Consider the following 18,371-nt stretch of genomic DNA (forward strand, 5'->3'; position numbering starts at 1 on the left):
GTTTGCTTGCCGCGTAAGGTTTCGCGGATCTCGGCGGGTGCGGTGGTGATGAGGTTGGTGAGTTCGTTGCGGGCGGCGGTGCGGGCTTTGACCGCGCCACCGCGGGCGATGCGCAGGACGCGGATGGACTCGATCGGCCCGTCGGCGGTTTTGGGTGTGGCGGTTTTGTCGTCGGAGATGACGGCGCGGGCGGCGTTGATGGCGTCGATGACGTCGGATTTGCCGTGGCTGCGGCGGGTTCGCCGGTCGGGGCGGGAGACTTCGCGGACCTGGATTCCGTTTTGGCGCAGCGATATCGCGAGTTGTTTGCCGTAGGAGCCGGTGCCTTCGACGCCGATCTTGGCGATGGGGCCGAACCTGGTCAGCCAGCCGAGTAGTTGTGCGCAGCCGCCAGGGGTGGCAGGGAACTTGGCGTCGCCCAGGAGCCGGCCGATGTGGTCGAGTGCGGCGGCGTGGTGGGTGTCGGTGTGGGTGTCGACTCCGCCGAACACCTCACCGTGGGCGGGGGTATGGGCATCGGGCATCCTGGGGACCGCCGTCCTTGCTCGCTGGACCGTGTCGGGACGGCACGCACCGGGCTGGGCGGGACGGACAGAACAGAGATGGGTCCTGTGGCGACAGGCTCCTATCAGGTCACTTCCGCTCGCCTGGTGACGTGCACGCGAGATCACCCGAATCAGTCGACAGATCAGGCGAAGGACACCGCGGTCAGTTGGGTTGAGGGTCAGACCAGCTCAGGTGATCCCGCCACAACATCCTCTCTGTTGGGTTGGGCGGCTTGCGGTTGGGTGGGTGGCGCGGTTCGGGCCGCCGGAACCTTGCGTTTAGGGCAAGGACTGCTCGCCCTTCGGCCTCGCGTCGCCTTCGCCTTCGCGGGTCAGCTGGCGATCTCTGCGGGCTCTGGTGCTGCCGCTGCCCTTGCCGCGTCTCGCCGTCGGCGCAGCCTTGGGCGTTCTATGTCCCCGCGCTTCGTCAGGATGATCCAGGCCGTGATCGTCACGATCATCGACACCGCACCGCCGATGATGATCGGAGCTCTGCCGTTGATCTCGCCCAGCCAACCCATCAGTGGGCCGCCCACCGGGTTTCCGCCCAGGAACACGAGCATGTAGATGCCCATCACCCGGCCGCGCATCTCTGGTTCCACTGCCAGCTGGATGGTGGCGTTGGCGGTGGTGTTGAAGGTCATCATCGCGATGCCCACGGGGATCATCATCAGGCCCGTGAGGATCATCGTGGGCATCATGCCCGAGATGATTTCCAGCACGCCGAACACCACGCCCGAGCCGATGAACACGCTCAGTCTCGGGGTTTTGCGTCTGGCTGCGAGGGTGGCGCCTGCGAGGGTGCCTACGGCGATCAGGGTTGAGAGCAGGCCGTAGGCGTCGGCGTCTCCGCCGAAGACGTTGCGGGCGATGATGGCCAGGGTCATGTAGAAGTTCATGCCGAAGGTGGCGATGAAGAAGACCAGGAGCATCACGGTCAGCAGGTCTGGGCGGCTGCGGACGTAGCGGAGGCCGGAGAGCAGTTGGCCCTTTTCGCGGGGGACCGGGTCTGCTCGTAGTAGTTGTTTCGTGCGCATCAGCCAGATGCCGCCTACTACGCCCACGAAGCTGATGGCGTTGGCCAGGAAGACCCAGCCCGTGCCGATGGCCACGATGGTCACGCCTGCGATGGCCGGGCCGATGATGCGGGCCAGGTTGAACATCATCGAGTTGATGGCCACGGCGTTGGTCAGGGAGTCGCGGCCGACCATTTCGACCACGAAGGATTGGCGCACTGGGGTTTCTACCGCGGAGAAGGCGCCCAGCAGGAGGCAGAGCAGGTAGACGTGCCAGAGCTGGACCACGCCCGTGACGTCCAGGAGGCCCAGGGCCAGGGCGCAGAGGCCCAGGGCCGATTCGAGCCAGAGCAGGAGTTTGCGCTTGTCCATGCGGTCGGCGAGGACGCCGCCCCACATGGAGAGGAGTAGCACTGGCAGGAACTGGAGGGAGGCGGCGAAGCCCAGGGCCACGGGGGAGCCGTTGGAGAGTTCCAGGACGAGCCAGTCCTGGGCCACTCGCTGCATCCACACGCCTACCAGCGAGATGATCTGGCCGGAGGCGTAGAGGCGGTAGTTGTATATGCGAAGCGAAGAGAACATTCCGGTACGACGAGGTGGCGAACTGTCTGCTCCACCACCCGCGTAACCCGACACGTCCTTACTGCCCCGCCATCCTGTCGATGATCTCGGCGGCGCGCGAGAGCAGTTCCCGTTCGTCGGGTTCCAGCTCTGCGAGCCTCTTGTCCAGCCACGCTTCGCGCGCGGTGATCTCGTCCTGCAGGTACGACAAGCCTTCGCCGGTCAGCTCGACGATGGCTTGACGGCCGTCGGTGGGGTGCGGGCTGCGCGTGGCGAAGCCGAACTCCTCCAGGGCGGCGATCACTCTCGTCATGGAAGGGGGTTGGACGCCTTCTTTGGCCGCCAGTTCGCCTGGGGTCAGCGGGCCGCACTTGTGCAGTGTGGACAGCGCGGACACCTGCGTCAGCGACACCGACGAGTTGGTGCGCTGGGCCCTCAGGCGACGGTTGAGGCGAACCACGGCAAGCCTCAGCCTGCTCGCCAGTCCGTGCTCTTCGGTCGCCACGTAGTTAGCATACCTCACGAAATAGTTTCCTGCCGAAAGGTCAGTTGAGCAGGCTCTGGATCGGGCCCAGCGCGAAGTAGACGACGAAGGCGGTCGCCACGATCCACATCAGGGGGTGGACGGCGCGGGCCTTGCCGGTCAGGGCCTTGAGCAGGACGTAGCTGACGAAGCCCGCGCCGATGCCGTTCGCGATCGAGTAGGTGAACGGCATGACCACGATGGTCAGGAAGGCGGGGAGGGCCACCGAGAAGTCGCTGAAGTCGATCTCGCGGATCTGCATCATCATCAGCGCGCCGACGATCACGAGAGCGGGGGCGGCGGCCTCGATCGGGACCACCTCGTAGAGCGGGGTGAAGAACATCGCCAGCAGGAACAGCACGCCCGTCACGACGTTGGCGAGGCCCGTGCGGGCGCCCTCGGCGATGCCGGAGGCGGACTCGATGTAGACGGTGTTCGACGAGCTGGACGCGGCGCCGCCGGCCACCGCGCCGAGGCCGTCGACGAACAGGGCCTTGCTGACGTTCGGGAGCTGGCCGTCCTTGTCGATCAGGTCCGCTTCCTTGCCCAGACCGGTCATCGTGCCGACGGTGTCGAAGAAGTCGGTCAGGACGAGCGTGAAGACGATCAGCGCGGCGGCGAGTGCGGGGAGGCGGGTCCAGGCGCCGAACGACACGTCGCCCAGCAGGGAGAGGTCCGGGACGCCGAAGATCTTGTCGGGCAGTGCGGGGTAGCCGAGGTTCCAACCCTTGGCGTTGACGCCCGCCGACGGGCCCGCCTTCACGATCGCCTCGAGGACGATCGCGAAGATCGCCGTCGCGACGATGCCGATGAGGATCGCGCCCTTGATCCTGCGCGCGAACAGCACGCCCGTGACCACCAGGCCCACCACGAAGACGAGCGTCGGCCAGCTCGCGATCGACCCGTTGATGCCGAGGCCGACCGGGACGGTGGTGTTGGCGGCGTCGGGCAGGCGGCGCACGAAGCCGGCGTCGACCAGGCCGATGAACGTGATGAAGAGACCGATGCCGACCGCGATCGCGGCCTTCAGTTCGTTCGGGACGGCGTTGAACACCGCGGTCCGCACGCCGGTGACGACCAGCAGGAGCACGACGAGACCGTTGACGAGGACGAGGCCCATCGCCTCCGGCCAGGACACCTTGGCCGCGACGGAGACCGCGACGAACGAGTTGATGCCGAGACCCGTGGCCAGCGCGAACGGGTAGTTCGCGACCAGTCCGAAGAGGATGGTCATCACGCCCGCGACCAGCGCCGTCACCGCGGCCACCTGGCCGACCGGGAGGATGTTGCCGAGCACGTCAGGGTGCGCGCCGGGACCTGTCGGCGCGAAGCTGCCGATGATCAGCGGGTTCAGCACGACGATGTAGGCCATCGTGAAGAACGTCACGACGCCGCCGCGCACCTCCCGCGCCACGGTCGACCCGCGGTCGGAAATCTTGAAGAACCCGTCCAGCATCTGGTCTCCTAACGATGTGTCCGAACGCGACTCCGCCCCTCACCCGCCGCCGCTGCCGCATCGGCTGGCCGACCCCGTGCCGGTCGTGCTGGGGGGTACCGCGTTGTGGTTCCTCGGATTTCTGGTCGTGCTCGTCGTCGACCGCTCGAACAGCACCCTGCTCTGGACGACCTTGTCCGGCGGTCTGCTCGGGATCATCGGCTACGGAGTGTTCTACTGGCAACGCCGGGCCGCGAGGCGAGGGTCACGTACCGCCCAGCAGGGCCTCGAAGACGCGTAGCCGCGCATGGTCCTGGCCACTGACTGGGTCCGGTTGCTGATCGTCTGCGTGTTCTTCACGGCGGCCGCGGGCGCCATCGCCTGGTTCACCGGCCTCACCACGCCGACACCGTTCCTCAAGGCCGCCGTCCGGGCCGTGCTGCAACTCGCGGCCGTGAGCGCCGTGATCACGTTGGTCCTGACGCACCTCGGCCTCACCGCTCTGTTCCTCGTCCTCATGGCCGTCGTGGCCACCGCGACGTCGGCCCGCCGCACCGGTACCGGGTGGAAGGGCGTCTGGGTGGCGCTGGCCATCCTGATCGGCACGGTGCCCGCGCTCGGGCTGCTGATCGGCATCGGGCTGCTCCCGGTCAAGGGCATCGCCCTCATCCCGGTGGGCGGCATCCTGATCGGCGGTGCCATGACCGCCACGACGCTGTCGGCACGGCGAGCGCTCGACTCCCTTCGCGACCGTCACGGCGAGTATGAGGCCGCTCTGGCGTTGGGCTTCCTGGAGCCCACGGCGGTTCGTCTGGTCATCCGACGGCCGGCCGCGGAGGCGTTGCTGCCGCCTCTCGACCAGACCAGAACGGTCGGCCTTGTCACCCTTCCGGGTGCTTTTGTGGGCATGCTGCTGGGAGGGGCTCCCGTTTGGCAGGCCGGCGCACTACAACTCGTGGTCCTGCTCGCTCTGCTCGCGGTGGAGGTGGCGGCCGTGGCGACGGTCGTCGAGCTGGTCGCGCGGGGGCTGATCAGGAGGGCTTCCCAAGCAAGAGAAGTTAGGCTAACCTAAGTCTCGTCGCTTCGTGGTGGGAGCGGCAGTCAGTTCGGGAACGGACGAGGCCCCCGCTCTGGGCAGAGCGGGGGCCTCGTCGTTTTCAGCGGGCGGGAAGCTTTGTAGAACGAGGCGGGTAAACCAGTTGCGGAGGCACGTAGCGTCGGAAGCGTGTCCGTGCTGACAGCAAGGAATCTTTCGCTGTCGTTCGGTCCGAGGACCGTGATCTCGGAGGTTGATTTCGATGTTTCACCTGGTGACCGCGTCGGTCTGATCGCGCCCAACGGCGTCGGCAAGTCCACGTTGCTCCGGCTGCTCTCCGGTGAGCTCCAGCCCGAGACCGGATCCGTCTCGGCCACCGGGACGGTCGCGCACCTGACGCAGGAGACCCTCCACGTCGCGGGAGAGTCCCTTCGCGACCACCTCGCCCGCCGCACCGGCGTCGCGCAGGCCGAGCAGTGGCTGCAACGCGCGGCCGAAGCGCTCGGCGAGGGTGGCGGGGACGACTACCCGGACGCGCTCGACCACTGGACCGCCATCGGTGCCGGTGACTTCGACGAACGCGCGGACGCCGTCTGCGAACGCCTGGGGCTCGGCGCCGATCTGCTCGACGGGCGCGGGCCCGACGAGCTGTCCGGTGGTCAGCAGGCGCGGTTGAGGCTGGCCGCGGTGTTGCTGACGCGTGCGGACGTGCTGCTGCTCGACGAACCGACCAACGACCTCGACGCCACCGGGCTCGACCTCCTGGAGTCTCACGTCCAGGGGTACCAGGGCGCGATCGTGCTGGTGAGCCACGACCGGGAGTTCCTCGCGCGCACCACGACCGCGATCGCCGAGCTCGACGAGTTCTCCCACCGCATCACCGTGTTCGGTGGCGGCTGGGACGCCTACGTCGAGGAGAAGGCGAACGCGGGCCGTCGCGCGCAGGAGGAGTACGAGACGTACGCGGCCAAGCGCGACTCGCTGGTGCAGCGCAGCCGTCAGGTCAAGGAGTGGTCGCGGCAGGGCGTGCGGCGGGCGAACAGCGCCAAGGCGCGCAACGACGAGCCGGACAAGAACGTCCGTGCGGGGCGTGCGCAGGCGGCCGAGAACCTGATGGCGAAAGCGTCCGTTGTGGACCGTCAGCTGGCCAGGCTGGAGGAGGTCGAGGAGCCGCGCGAGGCGTGGCAGCTGCGGCTCACCCTGCCGTCGGCCGGGCGGGGCAGCTCGGTCGCGTTCACGTTGCGGCACGCCGTGGTCAGCCGCGGTGACGTGACGCTCGGGCCGATCGACCTCACGATCGGCGCGGGTGAGCGGTGGCGGATCACCGGCCCGAACGGCTCCGGCAAGTCGACGTTGCTGGGCGCGCTGCTCGGGCGCATCCCGCTCGATGCCGGTGACCGTTCGATCGGACCCGGTGTGGTGGTGGGCGAGGTCGACCAGCTGCGGGCCGAGTTCGCGAGCGAGGAGTCGGCGTTGCGGATCGTGTCGGACGCGACCGGGATGCAGGACGTCGAGGTGCGCACGCTGCTGGCGAAATTCCGGCTGGGCGCGGACACCGTGCTCCGGCCGGCGCGGGAGCTGTCGCCGGGCGAACGAACCCGTGCGGGTCTTGCTCTGCTGCAGGCGCGGGGCACGACCTGTTTGGTGCTCGACGAACCGACGAACCACCTCGATCTGCCGGCGATCGAACAGCTGGAGCAGGCGCTGGACACGTACGAGGGAACGTTGCTGCTGGTCACGCACGATCGGCGGCTCGCATCGGCCGTGCGGGTGGATCACGAGATCAACGTGCGCGACCTCCTCACGTTTCCTCGTGTTAAGGGTGGAAGATAGGAGCATGACCACCGAGGAGGACTGGCCGGTCGAACAGACCTGGTCGATGCGCAACACCCACTGGCACGCCTACGTGGAACACACATCGCTCGACCACGCGTCTCCTCGGCAGGTCCGGCTCGAGCGCACGCCCGAGGAGGTGCTGACCTCGCCGGCCGAGGTCGCGGCGTGGCTGGAGGTCAACCTGCGCAGCGCGACGCGTCCTGAGGAGACCGGCAAGAAGCGCGTGAAGGACGAGCGCGACTTCACCGACTCGAACCGGGTGCACGCGTCGCTCGCGTCGCGCGGTGAGTCGATCTACACCGGAGTGAAGGGCGAGCTGACGCTGGCCGTCGAGGCCGTGACGCCCGACGAGTGCCGGATCTCCCACGACGGTGCGGACGTCGCGCCCCTGAAGGCTGGACGCCGCCGCTAGATTCAACCCCCGGGGGAACGCGACTCTGGGGGAGTTCTGTGAAACGCCTGCTGCCCGTTCTGGGCGCGCTCGTGCTGGTCGGTGCCGTTGTCGCGGTGGTGGTGTGGCAACGGCCCGAGGTATCTCCGCCTCCGGTGCCGCAGAAGGACCTCGTCGTGCAGTACGCCGACGGGTCGCCGTTGTGGAACAGCAAGGACGGCGATCCGCCGCCGCTCGTGCGGCAGGTGCTGGACGAACTGGGGCAGCAGGCTTCCCTGCCGGTCGACAGCCTCCGCCAGGTCGGCGCTGTCGTCGTGACGACGATCGACCCGAAGGCGCAGGCCGCGGGCAGGGCGGTGATCGAGGCGGTCACGCCGGCCCAACCGGGGACGCTGCGGTACTCGGTGACCGCCGTCGACCCGGCCACGGGTGGTGTGCTGGCCTACGTGCCGGGTGACTCGCGTGACGACAGGACCGACTACGCGGGCGGGGTGCTCAGGGAACCGGGGTCGGCGTTCTTCCCGATCAACGCGGTTGCCGCACTGCAGAACGGCGTGAAGCTCGACAGGGTGTTCGACGGTCGGGCGCCGCGCACGTTCTACGGCACGACCATCAACGACAAGGCGAAGTGCGGCGAACGCTGCACCGTGCGCGACGCCCTCGCCAAGTCCAGCAACGTGGCCATGTACGACCTGGTGGTCAACCAGGTCGGGATCAAGCCGACCGTCGACACCGCGCACCAGGCGGGCGTGCCGGACGCCGTCGTCCTGTCGGGTCAGCAGAAGAAGCTGCTCGTGGGCGAAGAAGGCGGCACCCCGAACGGTGTTGTCTCACTCGGGGGGATGCCGGCGGCGATGCGACCGCTCGACCTGACGACGGTGTACGCGACGTTCGCGGCGGGAGGCGTGCACCGCAGGACGCACTTCGTCGCCAAGGTGACCGGCGAGAGCGGCGATCTGCTCTACCGGGCGACCGAGAGCACCGCGTCCGCCTTCGACGCGGACGGCGCGCGGAGCAAGGCGATGGCGGACGAGGTCACGACCGTCCTGAAGGAGAACACCCTCTGCCCTGGCTCGGTGTGCCGTGCCGCCGAGTACGAGATGCCGGACGCCGTGCCCGGTCTGAACCAGCACGCCTGGACCGTCGGGTACACCGACCGGATGGCGGTCACCGTCCTGGTCGGCACGGCCGGCACGGCGCACCCGGTGAAGGACGCGACCGGGGCACCGATCGCGGGTGCCGGTCTGCCCAAGACCATCTGGCAGCGGTTCGTCGAGAAGGTCCAGCAGTGAAGCGGTTCCTGCCCGGGCTCGGCGCGCTGGCGCTGGTCGCGGCGATCATCGGGTACGTGGTGTGGCAACGGCCTGCCGCGCCGGTGCCGCTGCCTCCCGCACCGAAGGAGGTCGTCCTCCAGTACGCGGACGGGTCGCGGTTGTGGAGCAGTGCCGACGGCCAGCCCAACTCGGTGATCGTGGAGCGGGTGCTGGCGGAGCTGCACGGGGCCAACCTGCCGCTGGACGCGCTCAAGCTCGTCGGCGGGGCGGTGCGCACGACGATCGACGCCAGGACGCAGACCGTCTCCGCCACCGTCGTCGGCCGGTTGGTCGCCCCGAACCAGAGGCTGAGTGCGACCGTGACGGCAGTCGACCCGGTCTCCGGCGGAGTGCGGGCGTACGTGCCGGGTCCCAGGCGGGGCCTCAACGACCCGGCGGACGAGCCGCGGGAGACGGTCCCGGAACTCGCCGAGCCGTTCGCACTGGCGGACGCACCGGATCTCGTGCAAGCGCGGATGCGGCCGCTCGACCTGACCGCCGCGTACGCGACCTTCGCCGCTGGAGGCGTCCAGCGCAGGGCGCACTTCGTCGCCGCGGTCACGGGCGCGGACGGATCGTCGCTGTACCAGGCCGCCGAAACTGACAAGTCCGTCTTCGGCGACGACGTCGCGGACCGGATCACCTTGGAGCTGAAGGAAAAGCCCGGCTGCAACAGCGTCGCGTGCGTACCGGACGCGTTCCCGTGGGCGGTCGGCTACACGCCGCAGCTCGCCGTCACGGTGCTGGTGGACCAGGCCGGCGGCGACGTTGACGCCGGCCTGTCCGTGGCGATCTGGCAGGAGCTCGTGGCGGAGCTGACGGAGTAGCCGGTCAGCCGACGTGCCACGTGTGCACGGGTTCGCCGCCGTGCATCAGCTCCAGGTAGCGCTTGAGCATCCCGGTCAGGGCCGCTTCCCTGGCCATGCCGCGTTCCTCGAGCAGCGCAACGGTTTCCCGCTGCCACGACGACCCGGTGCGCCGCGCGAGGCAGCGCTGCTCGATCACACCGAGGTAGCGTTCGCGGGCCTCGTCGGAGACACCGCAGTCGCGCAGGCCCTCGTGCGCCATCGGCAGCAGGCGCCGCAGCACCAGCTCGTCCGGCGGGATCCAGCCGATGCCCGGCCAGTACAGCTGGGCGTTCATGCCGTGCCTGGCACCGGTGTAGAGGTTCTCCTCGGCCGCCTGGAACGACATCTGCGTCCACAGCGGACGTTCCTGGGCGATGAGGGCGCGCTGGGTGCCGTAGAAGAACGCCGCGTTGGCCATCGTGTCGAGGACCGTCGGGCCCGCTGGCAGGACGCGGTTCTCCACGCGCAGGTGCGGCACACCGTCGACGACGTCGTAGACGGGGCGGTTCCAGCGCCAGATGGTGCCGTTGTGCAGGCGCAGCTCCGAAAGACGAGGCGCACCACCGGCTTCGAGGGTCTCCAGCGGGTCCTCGTCGTCGGTTTCGGGCAGCAGGCTGGGGAAGTAGCGCACGTTCTCCTCGAACAGGTCGAAGATCGACGTGATCCACCGTTCACCGAACCACACCCGCGGGCGGACGCCCTGGTTCTTCAGCTCGTCCGGGCGGGTGTCGGTCGCCTGCTGGAACAACGGGATCCGGGTCTCGTGCCAGAGCGCCTTGCCCAGCAGAAAGGCGGAGTTCGCGGCGATCGCGACCTGAACCCCTGCCAGGCACTGGGCGGCGTTCCAGTGCGAGGCGAAGTTCGTCGGCTCGACCTGCAGGTGCAGCTGCACCGACGTGCAGGCGGCCTCCGGCAGGATCGACTCCGCGTAGCTCAGGAGCTTCTCCGGCCCTCTGCCCGGCATCGCCGGACCTTCCATGTGCAGCACCATCTCCTCGCCGCGGGCGGCGAAGATGGTGTCGTTGAGGAGCGCGTACCTCGGTGAGTCGGAGAGCCACTTGCGGTCGAAGTGCCTCTCCCGCAACGTCGGCAGCACGCCGATCATGGCGAGGTTGGCGCCGACGTCGTGGGCCTTGGAGTCCGCGCTGTCGAGCGATGTGCGCAGTTCCTCTTCCAGGCCAAGCATCTCGCCCCCGGCCAGCTCGCGCGGTGGGACGTTGATCTCCAGGTTCTGCTGTCCCAGCTCGAGCGTGTACGAGGGATCGTCGATCTTTTCGAGCACCTCCGAGTTCGCCATCGCCGGCCGCATCGCGTCGTCGACGAGGTTCAGCTCGATTTCGAGCCCCATCTGCCGACGGGGAAAGGAAAATGTGTCTTCGGCCAGCATCGTGGCCAATGCGTCGAGACTCCGCTGCATCTTCTCGCGATAACGCTGGCGGTCGTCTCTGGTGAACGTGCGGCTGGACACTTCGCTTCCCATGCCGCTAACCCCTTCGCTCGGCGCCGGTGGGCGCGGGCCAGGCGGAACGCCAAACGTGACACAGCGGAAACCTGCTTTACATCGCCCAAAACGGTGCTCTCTGTCACGTCGAGGTAACAACCAGCGATCATCCGCTGGTCGGGCGTGCGCGGTTCCGCCCTCCGGACTACCTCGCCTGTTCCACATCGGGCCGGATGCGAAACTTCCGGCGTGGCGAAGGTGATCGAGATCAACGACCCGGCCGATCCGAGGTTGGACGACTTCCGCGACCTCTCGACGGCCGATCGCAGGCCTGACCGACCGGGAGGACGCGGTCTCGTCATCGCCGAGGGTGTCGTGGTCGTGGAACGCATGCTGACCTCGCCGTACCCGATCCGCGGCCTGCTCGGGGTGAGGCGCCGGATCGAGGCCCTGGACCTTTCTGACCTGGACGTTCCAGCGTACGTCACATCGGCGGAGGTGATGGCGTCCGTTGTCGGCTTCCACCTCAACCGGGGCGTGCTGGCAGCTGCTGACCGCGCCCCCGCGGTGTCGTTCGACGAGCTGGTCTCGGGTGCTCAGCGCCTCGCCGTGCTGGAGGGCGTCGGCGACCACGAGAACCTGGGCTCGATCTTCCGCAACGCCGCCGCGCTGGGCGTGGACGGTGTCCTGCTGGGCCCCGGCTGCAGCGATCCGCTGTATCGACGCAGTGTCCGGGTGTCGATGGGCCACGTGCTGCGCGTGCCGTTCGCTAGCACGGATGAGTGGCCCGCGGCGCTGAACATGTTGCAGCACAAGGGGTTCACAGTTGCCGCTCTGACGCCGCGCCCTTCAGCCCCGCATCTTGCGGACGCGGGGCTGCGCGGCCGGCGGGTCGCCGTCCTGCTCGGCTCGGAAGGACCGGGGCTCACCGAGGAGGCGATCGAGGCGGCCGACGTGGCGGTGCGGATCCCCATGTCGTCCGGGGTGGATTCGCTGAACGTGGCCACCGCCGGCGCGGTGGCGTTCTACGCCCTGCTTTAGAGCAACGTCAGGATCAGCGCGATCCAGGCGACCAGCACCCCGGTGACCACGCCGTACGCGACCCAGCGCCACACCGGCACCTTGCGGCCGAGCCACACGCTGGGCGCGAGACCGCCGACGACCAGCACGTTCGCGACGAGCGCGAGCCACCTGCTGGTCTCGCCGAGGCCCAGCGACAGCGACACCACGGTCACCGTGACGATCGCCGCCGTGATGACGCTGACGGTGAGCCCGGTGCCCCACGGCGTCGGCTCGGGTTCCTCGGCTTCGGGCTCGGCAGGCTTGGCCGGTTCCTCCGGCGCCTCGACGCTGACGAGTTCCCCGCTGACCGGGTCGGTGTACCGGACGGGCGCGTTCATGGCCGCCGCGATCCTGCCCGCGAGCTGCTTGCCGCGACGGGCGACCAGCGCGCTGGCCACACCGTCGGCCGGTGTCTCGGTGCGCACCACCGCGTCGGCGACCTTCGCCCACTCGTGCAGGGCCTCGGCCAGGTCGGCGCCGAGGGGCAGGCTGTGCGGGTCGACCTCGCGTTCGCCGGACTCGTCCTCCCCGGCGAGCACGGCGCGGCCGTCCCGGACTCGCAACTCCACGAACCCCTCCTCGGTCTTTCGCAGCCTCGCCGCAGAACCTATCGGACGGACCTAAGGTCTCAACGCCTCCGTTGCCCGCGCGAAGTAGTCGAACAACGTCCGCCGCTCCTCCTCGCTGTACCTCGCGAACACCTCGCCGAGCTTCTGACGGGCCGGCGCCAGGGCCTCGGCCAGCTCGGTCGGCTCACCCACCGGCTCGACGATCACCTTGCGCCGGTCGTCCGGCGACGGCGTCCTGCGCACGTAGCCCGCGGCCTCCAGGCGGTCGATCAGCCGGGTCGTGGGGCCCGTGGTCAGGCCGGTCTGGGCGGACAGCTCGCCGGGGGTCATCGGCCCGTTGAGGTCGAGGAGGTTCAGCGCGTACATGTCCGTGCCGCCCAGCCCGCACTCCCTGGCCGCGTGCAGGCCGTGCAGCACCATCGCGCCGACGTAGCGGCGGTAGATCTCGTGCGCGTCTGTTGACACCGGCTCACCCCGTTCGTAATCTCTTCCTCAATGAAGAGACTTCTTGAAGGAAGAGACTTCTCTGACGAAGAGAACTTAGCAAGGGGGAACCATGGGTGACGAAGCAGGCGTCCGGGCGTTGTTCGCGCGGCTCACCGAGGCGTGGAACCGGGGCGACGGGGCCGCGTACGGCGAGTGCTTCACCGACGACGCGACCTACGTGGCGTGGGTGGGCACGGTCTACCGCGGCGGCGAGGACATCGGGCGGTCGCACCAGGTGCTGTTCGACACCTTCCTCAAGGGCACGAAGCTCACCACCGAGGGCGATGTCGAGGTGCGGTTCTACGGCGAGGACACCGCCGTGCTGACGGCCCGAGGCGACGTCGGCAAGAAGCAGAGCAAGGGCACCAAGGTTCAGACGTTCACGCTGGTCCGGCGCAACGGCGTGTGGAAGGTCGCGGCGTTCCAGAACACCAAGCGCCACTCGCTGCTGGAGAGGATCTCGTTCCGGTTCCAGCCCGGGATCCGGCCCGCGGCGTGAGTCGTGAGGTCGCGTTCGCGCCAGATCCCCATTGGCGCGAACGCGACCACAGGCCTACGCGAGCGAGTCGCGCCAGGCCGTGTGCAGGGCGGCGAACCGGCCCCGCTCACCGATCAGCTCCTCTGGGGAGCCGTCCTCCACCACAATGCCACCATCCAGCACCAGCACGCGGTCCGCGATCAGGACCGTGGACAGGCGGTGGGCGATGATGAACGCAGTCCGGTCGGCCAGCACCGTCTCCAGGGCTGCCTGCACGGCGCGTTCGGTGGGTACGTCCAGAGATGATGTTGCCTCATCCAGGACGAGCACCGCCGGGTCGGCCAGGAACGCCCGCGCGAACGCGACCATCTGGCGCTGGCCGGCGGACAGCCGGCCGCCCCGCTTGCGGACGTCCGTGTCGTAGCCGTCGGGCAGGGCCGCGATGAACTCGTGCGCGCCCACCTCGGCCGCCGCCGCCTCGACCTCCGCCCTCGTGGCCGACGGACGGCCCAGGGCGATGTTGTCGGCGACCGAGCCGGAGAACAGGAAGTTCTCCTGGGTCACCATCACCACGGCGCGCCGCAGGTCCGTGTCCGCCACCGTGCGCAGGTCGTGGCCGTCCAGCCGCACCGAGCCCGCCGACGGGTCGTAGAACCGCGCCACGAGCTTGGCCAGGGTGGTCTTGCCCGCGCCGGTCGCGCCCACCAGCGCCACGGTCTGACCCGCCGGCACGTCCAGCGAGAAGCGCGGAAGCACCTGCCGGGACGTGCCGGGGTAGCGGAACTCGACCTCGGCGAACCGGACCGCACCACGTGCGTGCGGCAGGGCCACCGGGGACTTCGGTTCCGGCACCGACGGCTCCTCCTCCAGGACGCCGGAGATCTTCTCCAGGGCGGCCGTGGCGGAGGAGTACGAGTTCGCGAACATCGCCAGCTCGTCGAACGGGTCGTAGAACCGGCGCAGGTACAGCGTGAACGCGGTCAGCACGCCCAGCTCCAGCGAGCCGCCCGCCACCCGGTACGCGCCCCACGCCAGCACGATCGCCAGCGACACGTTGCCGATCGTGCGGATCGTCGCGACGAACGTGGCCATCACGCCCAGCGCGTCCATGTTCGCGTCGCGGAACTGGCCGTTGAAGCCCTTCATGATCTGCTCGTTGCGGGGCTGGCGGCGGAACGCCTGCACCGCGCGGATGCCGTTCATGGACTCGACGAACTGCACGATGATCTTGGCGATGGCGCCGCGCGTGCCGCGGTACGCCTCCATCGAGCGGCGGCGGAACCAGCGCCAGATGAAGTACAGCGGCAGGAAGCCCACGACCACGACCATGGCCAGCGGTGTGTCGAGCCAGAGCAGGATCACGGCGATGCCCGCCACGGACAGCGCCGCGTTGAACAGGCTGTCCAGGCCCTCCTCCAGCAGGTCCTGCAACGCGTCGACGTCGCTGGTCAGCCGTGAGATGACCTTGCCGGACGTGTAGGACTCGTGGAAGCCGACCGACAACCGCTGCGAGTGCCGGAAGATCCGCCCGCGCAGGTCCAGGAGCAGGTCTTGGCCCACGCGGCCGGAGACCCGCAGGAACGCCCAGCGCAGGAACGTCGTCAGGCCCGCGCAGATCGCGTAGCCCGCCACGCACCACACCAGGATCGACGCGCCACCGTCGATCGCCGCCGGGATGCCCTTGTCGATCGCGGCGGCGATCAGCAGCGGCAGCGCGAGGTTCGCGAGGTTGCCGCCGACCACCGCGGCGATCGCCAGCGACGTGCGGCCGAGGTGTGGGCGCAGCAACGAGCCCAGCAGCCTGCGTGAGCGGGCCTGCAGGCGCAGTCCCGTGTGGTACGAGATCTCGTCGATCTCCTCGGCGGCGACGCCGCGCCACTCTTCTTCTTTTTGTTGCACCACGACCTGATCACTCACGACGCCACCTCCTCTTCCACCAGGTCCTCGTCCATGCTGGACAGCAGACGCCGATACTCCTCGTTGTCCTCCAACAGCTTCCGGTGCGAGCCGATCGCGGCGATCTTGCCGTCGGCCAGCATCGCGACGCGGTCGGCGAGCTGCACCGTCGACGGCCGGTGCGCCACGACCAACGCCGTGACGTCGCGCAACACCCGGCGCAGCGCCGCTTCCACCTCGGCCTCGGTGTGGACGTCCAACGCCGACAGCGGGTCGTCCAGCACCAGCACCGCCGGCTTGCCGACGACCGCGCGGGCCAGCGCCAGGCGTTGCCGCTGACCACCGGACAGCGACAGGCCCTGCTCGCCGATCCGCGTCGCGAGACCCCACGGCAGCGCGTCCACGAACTCCTCGGCCCTGGCCACCCGCAACGCCTCGCGCACCTCGGCCTCGGAGACGTCCTGCACGCCCAGCCCGACGTTCTCGGTGACCGACGCGGAGAACAGCACCGGTTCCTCGAACGCCGTGCCGACCGCGGTCCGCAGGTCCTCGAGCGACAGGTCCCGCACGTCGACGCCGTCGATCGTGATCCGGCCACCCGTCACGTCGGCCAGCCGCGGCACCAGTGCGGTCAGCGTCGTCTTGCCGGAGCCGGTCGCCCCGACCAGCGCCAGCGTCTCGCCCGGCCGCAGGTCGAGGTCGACGCCCGCCAGCACCTCGCGGCCGTCGTCGAACGCGAACCGCACGCCCTCGAAACGAACGTGCCCGCGCAGCGGCGAAGGCAGCGGCGCGGGCGAGGCGGGGCTGGTGATCGTCACGGGGGAGTCGATGACCTCCCAGTACCGTTCCAGCGCCGAGGCGGCCTGGTTCGTCTCCGCGAGCAGCCAGCCGATCGAGTCGATCGGCCAGCGCAGGTACCCGCTCACCGCCACGGCCGCGATCAGCGTGCCGACCGTCATCCAGCCGTTCACGATGCCGATCGCGCCCACGCCGAGCATCCCGGCCATGGACAGCTCCGGCAGGATGATCAGCACCGACCACAGCGCGGACAGGATCGAGATCTTGTTCAGCTCGGTGGCCCTCAGGTCCCGCGCCTGCGCCAGGAACCGCTTCGACAGCTCGGGCCCCCGCCCGAACGCCTTGAGCACCCGGATGCCGAGCACCGACTCCTCGACCGTCGTGGTCAGGTCGCCCGCCTGGTCCTGCGCCCTGCGCGCGACGACCTTGAACTTCGCCTCGAAGAAGTACGAGATGACGATCAACGGCAGCGCACCGCACAGCGACACGACCACCAGCTGCGGCGAGAGCGACGCGATGATGCCCAGCCCGATCAGCACGACCAGGGTGTTCACGATCAGGAAGATGACCGCGAACGCGACGAACCGCCGCACGGTCGTGAGGTCGTTCGTGGCACGCGACAGCAGCTGACCGGACTGCCACCGGTCGTGGAACGCCACCGGCAGCCGCTGCAGGCGCTGGTACAGGTCGAACCGCATGCGCGCCTCGACCTCGGCCGCGGGCCTGGCGACGATCTTGCGCCGGATGTAGAACAGTCCGGCCTCGGCGAGCCCGAGCACCAGCACGCCCAGGATCAGCCACGGCAGCACGGCGGTCTGCTTGTCGGCGATCGGACCGTCGACGATGCGCTGCGTGAGCAGCGGGATGCCGAGACCGCACAGCATCGCGAGCATCGTCGCCGCCAGCACGACAGCCATCCGTGCGCGGTGCGGCCGCACGTACGGCCACAGCCTCCGCAAGGTCCGGATTGTCGAGTTACGTTGATCGCTCACGCGATGAGCCCCCTCCAGGTCGTCTCCAAAGTACGAAGGACGACCGACAGTCAGCATCCGGTTTTTCTCCCCACCGGAGCCTGCTGTCTCGACTTAGGTCGAGGTCAAGGGCACGATGACCACCATGACGCGGTTTCTGCGAACCGAGCAGACGATGGCGTTTCCACACGGACGGCTCATCGCCTCACTCGACGGAGTGAACTACGTCCTCGCCCCGGACGGCTGGGACCACCTGGCCGGCCCGCGCCCCCGGCACGCGATGTTCGTGTCCCGCGAGGAGGCCGAGGACTGGTGCGAACGCGAGGGCTGGGACCTGCACCTGCTCGACGAGGTGCCTACGACCTCTTGAACGTGACCAGGCCGACGAGCCCGTAGGAGACGGCCGCGAGCAACGCCTCGGCGTGGTGCCGGTTCGTGAACCACCCGAGGACCGGTTCGTGCACCTTGAAGTAGAGCCCGAGTCCCAGCACGATCGGCCCGAGCAGGATGATCGGCCACACCGGCCGCACCCCGAAGACCCACAGCACCGGCCCCGCCAGCACCAGCGACGACACCAGCGCGAGCGGCAGCCCGATCAGCACGAGCAGCAGGAACGTCGACATCGACGTGGTGTCGAGCCACGACTTCAGGAACCCCGACTCGTACGCCCACGTCCAGCCGAGCACCAGCCCCGCTCCGACGGCCATCGACAGGACGACCCGGAACAGCAGCCGGCGGCCCGTCCTACCCGTCTTGCCCGCTGTGCTCTGTTCGGTCACGCCGACCACCGTAACCAGCGGTCACCACGGCAGCCAAGGCGTAGCCGCCCGCCGCCGCGAGCGCGACCACGAACACTCCGCTCTCCGCAGGCAGCTGGACGTGCACGAACCTCAGGCTGAACACGCAGATGAGCAGCACCACCACCGAGGCCACCGCCCCCGCGGCGGCCGTCGGCCAGGCGGGCGAGAACCGTGCGACCCGCAGCAGTCCCCACGCCACGAGCGCCCAGACGACCACCAGCCCCGGCACGATCAGGAAGATCAGCGGGACGAGGCACTCCAGGTCGCTGTCCCTGCACGCGAGCTGCGCGGACGGTTCGAGCGAGACGAACCACCCGGCCCCGCACAACGCCCCCGCCACCGCCGCTGCGACCGTCCTCATGCGGT

General features: G+C 69.1%; 20 protein-coding genes. 9 read left to right on the forward strand and 11 right to left on the reverse strand.

The annotated features are described in order from the left end of the window. The 4 genes from AOM45_RS25515 to AOM45_RS25530 all read right to left on the reverse strand — a co-directional run. Positions 1-524, reverse strand: a 524-nt coding sequence (locus AOM45_RS25515; RefSeq protein ID WP_156249740.1) for an IS110 family transposase, incomplete at its 3' end; no start/stop codon positions are given. Positions 525-877: 353 nt separating this feature from the next. After that, entirely contained in the window at positions 878-2,143 is a 1,266-nt protein-coding gene (locus AOM45_RS25520) for an MFS transporter (protein ID WP_081902130.1), read from the reverse strand. A 58-nt stretch (positions 2,144-2,201) separates the two neighbouring features. Then, positions 2,202-2,627 carry a MarR family winged helix-turn-helix transcriptional regulator gene (locus AOM45_RS25525; protein ID WP_030467780.1) on the reverse strand — a complete coding sequence of 142 codons (426 nt, stop codon included), beginning with the start codon at positions 2,625-2,627 and terminating at the stop codon, positions 2,202-2,204. Between the two features lie 40 nt (positions 2,628-2,667). After that, positions 2,668-4,101, reverse strand: a complete 1,434-nt coding sequence (locus AOM45_RS25530) for an NCS2 family permease (RefSeq protein ID WP_030467779.1) — start codon at positions 4,099-4,101, stop codon at positions 2,668-2,670. A 16-nt stretch (positions 4,102-4,117) separates the two neighbouring features. On the opposite strand from AOM45_RS25530, the gene AOM45_RS25535 reads away from it, so the two are divergent. The 6 genes from AOM45_RS25535 to AOM45_RS25560 all read left to right on the forward strand — a co-directional run bounded on the left by AOM45_RS25535 (position 4,118) and on the right by AOM45_RS25560 (position 9,483). Further along, a complete protein-coding gene (locus AOM45_RS25535; protein ID WP_030467778.1) occupies positions 4,118-4,381 on the forward strand; it encodes a DUF2530 domain-containing protein in 264 nt (87 codons plus the stop codon). Between the two features lie 6 nt (positions 4,382-4,387). Further along, complete coding sequence (locus tag AOM45_RS25540; protein WP_030467777.1) at positions 4,388-5,152, forward strand: ABC transporter permease; 765 nt, start codon at positions 4,388-4,390, stop codon at positions 5,150-5,152. A gap of 153 nt (positions 5,153-5,305) precedes the next feature. Beyond that, complete coding sequence (locus AOM45_RS25545; protein ID WP_030467776.1) at positions 5,306-6,949, forward strand: ABC-F family ATP-binding cassette domain-containing protein; 1,644 nt, start codon at positions 5,306-5,308, stop codon at positions 6,947-6,949. Between the two features lie 4 nt (positions 6,950-6,953). Continuing rightward, the gene (locus AOM45_RS25550) at positions 6,954-7,364 is read left to right on the forward strand and encodes a hypothetical protein (RefSeq protein ID WP_030467775.1); all 411 of its coding nucleotides are present in this window, start codon (positions 6,954-6,956) and stop codon (positions 7,362-7,364) included. A gap of 38 nt (positions 7,365-7,402) precedes the next feature. Next, the gene (locus tag AOM45_RS25555; RefSeq protein ID WP_030467774.1) at positions 7,403-8,635 is read left to right on the forward strand and encodes a penicillin-binding transpeptidase domain-containing protein; all 1,233 of its coding nucleotides are present in this window, start codon (positions 7,403-7,405) and stop codon (positions 8,633-8,635) included. Further along, on the forward strand, positions 8,632-9,483 hold the full coding sequence (locus tag AOM45_RS25560) for a hypothetical protein (protein ID WP_030467773.1): 852 nt from the start codon (positions 8,632-8,634) through the stop codon (positions 9,481-9,483). The genes AOM45_RS25555 and AOM45_RS25560 overlap by 4 nt, the downstream gene beginning before the upstream one ends. A gap of 4 nt (positions 9,484-9,487) precedes the next feature. Here AOM45_RS25560 and AOM45_RS25565 read toward each other — a convergent pair whose 3' ends face one another. After that, entirely contained in the window at positions 9,488-10,984 is a 1,497-nt protein-coding gene (locus AOM45_RS25565) for a glutamate-cysteine ligase family protein (protein WP_030467772.1), read from the reverse strand. 210 nt (positions 10,985-11,194) lie between these two features. Here AOM45_RS25565 and AOM45_RS25570 point away from each other — a divergent pair, with 210 nt between their 5' ends. Beyond that, positions 11,195-11,986 (forward strand): TrmH family RNA methyltransferase, encoded by a 792-nt coding sequence (locus tag AOM45_RS25570; RefSeq protein ID WP_030467771.1) that lies wholly within the window; start codon positions 11,195-11,197, stop codon positions 11,984-11,986. On the opposite strand, the gene AOM45_RS25575 is transcribed toward AOM45_RS25570, so the two are convergent. Both AOM45_RS25575 and AOM45_RS25580 read right to left on the reverse strand, forming a co-directional pair. Next, positions 11,983-12,576: a DUF2537 domain-containing protein gene (locus tag AOM45_RS25575; RefSeq protein ID WP_030467770.1), complete on the reverse strand. Its 594-nt coding sequence runs from the start codon at positions 12,574-12,576 to the stop codon at positions 11,983-11,985. The genes AOM45_RS25570 and AOM45_RS25575 overlap by 4 nt on opposite strands. Positions 12,577-12,627: 51 nt before the next feature. Then, positions 12,628-13,041, reverse strand: a complete 414-nt coding sequence (locus tag AOM45_RS25580) for a MarR family winged helix-turn-helix transcriptional regulator (protein ID WP_030467769.1) — start codon at positions 13,039-13,041, stop codon at positions 12,628-12,630. Positions 13,042-13,132: 91 nt separating this feature from the next. Here AOM45_RS25580 and AOM45_RS25585 point away from each other — a divergent pair, with 91 nt between their 5' ends. Next, positions 13,133-13,561: an SgcJ/EcaC family oxidoreductase gene (locus AOM45_RS25585; RefSeq protein WP_030467768.1), complete on the forward strand. Its 429-nt coding sequence runs from the start codon at positions 13,133-13,135 to the stop codon at positions 13,559-13,561. Positions 13,562-13,615: 54 nt separating this feature from the next. Here AOM45_RS25585 and AOM45_RS25590 read toward each other — a convergent pair whose 3' ends face one another. Beyond that, positions 13,616-15,457 carry an ABC transporter ATP-binding protein gene (locus AOM45_RS25590; RefSeq protein WP_051783400.1) on the reverse strand — a complete coding sequence of 614 codons (1,842 nt, stop codon included), beginning with the start codon at positions 15,455-15,457 and terminating at the stop codon, positions 13,616-13,618. Further along, a complete protein-coding gene (locus AOM45_RS25595; protein ID WP_169774252.1) occupies positions 15,454-17,193 on the reverse strand; it encodes an ABC transporter ATP-binding protein in 1,740 nt (579 codons plus the stop codon). The genes AOM45_RS25590 and AOM45_RS25595 overlap by 4 nt, the downstream gene beginning before the upstream one ends. Before the next feature lie 157 nt (positions 17,194-17,350). Between AOM45_RS25595 and AOM45_RS25600 the strand changes: the two genes are divergently transcribed. Further along, positions 17,351-17,575 (forward strand): hypothetical protein, encoded by a 225-nt coding sequence (locus AOM45_RS25600; protein ID WP_030467765.1) that lies wholly within the window; start codon positions 17,351-17,353, stop codon positions 17,573-17,575. On the opposite strand, the gene AOM45_RS25605 is transcribed toward AOM45_RS25600, so the two are convergent. Both AOM45_RS25605 and AOM45_RS25610 read right to left on the reverse strand, forming a co-directional pair. Continuing rightward, on the reverse strand, positions 17,562-17,984 hold the full coding sequence (locus AOM45_RS25605; protein WP_030467764.1) for a hypothetical protein: 423 nt from the start codon (positions 17,982-17,984) through the stop codon (positions 17,562-17,564). The two genes, AOM45_RS25600 and AOM45_RS25605, sit on opposite strands and share 14 nt — an antisense overlap. After that, a complete protein-coding gene (locus AOM45_RS25610) occupies positions 17,950-18,366 on the reverse strand; it encodes a hypothetical protein (protein ID WP_156093825.1) in 417 nt (138 codons plus the stop codon). The genes AOM45_RS25605 and AOM45_RS25610 overlap by 35 nt, the downstream gene beginning before the upstream one ends. Between the last annotated feature and the right edge of the window lie 5 nt (positions 18,367-18,371).

It is taken from the genome of Lentzea aerocolonigenes (assembly GCF_000974445.1).
GTDB lineage: Bacteria > Actinomycetota > Actinomycetes > Mycobacteriales > Pseudonocardiaceae > Lentzea > Lentzea aerocolonigenes.

Excerpts from the sequence above, each read along its gene's own strand:
- AOM45_RS25520 (WP_081902130.1), bottom strand. The coding sequence starts at position 2,143 with ATGTTCTCTTCGCTTCGCATATACAACTACCGCCTCTACGCCTCCGGC.
- AOM45_RS25530 (WP_030467779.1), bottom strand. The coding sequence starts at position 4,101 with ATGCTGGACGGGTTCTTCAAGATTTCCGACCGCGGGTCGACCGTGGCG.
- AOM45_RS25540 (WP_030467777.1), top strand. The coding sequence starts at position 4,388 with ATGGTCCTGGCCACTGACTGGGTCCGGTTGCTGATCGTCTGCGTGTTC.
- AOM45_RS25550 (WP_030467775.1), top strand. The coding sequence starts at position 6,954 with ATGACCACCGAGGAGGACTGGCCGGTCGAACAGACCTGGTCGATGCGC.
- AOM45_RS25565 (WP_030467772.1), bottom strand. The coding sequence starts at position 10,984 with ATGGGAAGCGAAGTGTCCAGCCGCACGTTCACCAGAGACGACCGCCAG.
- AOM45_RS25585 (WP_030467768.1), top strand. The coding sequence starts at position 13,133 with ATGGGTGACGAAGCAGGCGTCCGGGCGTTGTTCGCGCGGCTCACCGAG.
- AOM45_RS25600 (WP_030467765.1), top strand. The coding sequence starts at position 17,351 with ATGACGCGGTTTCTGCGAACCGAGCAGACGATGGCGTTTCCACACGGA.
- AOM45_RS25610 (WP_156093825.1), bottom strand. The coding sequence starts at position 18,366 with ATGAGGACGGTCGCAGCGGCGGTGGCGGGGGCGTTGTGCGGGGCCGGG.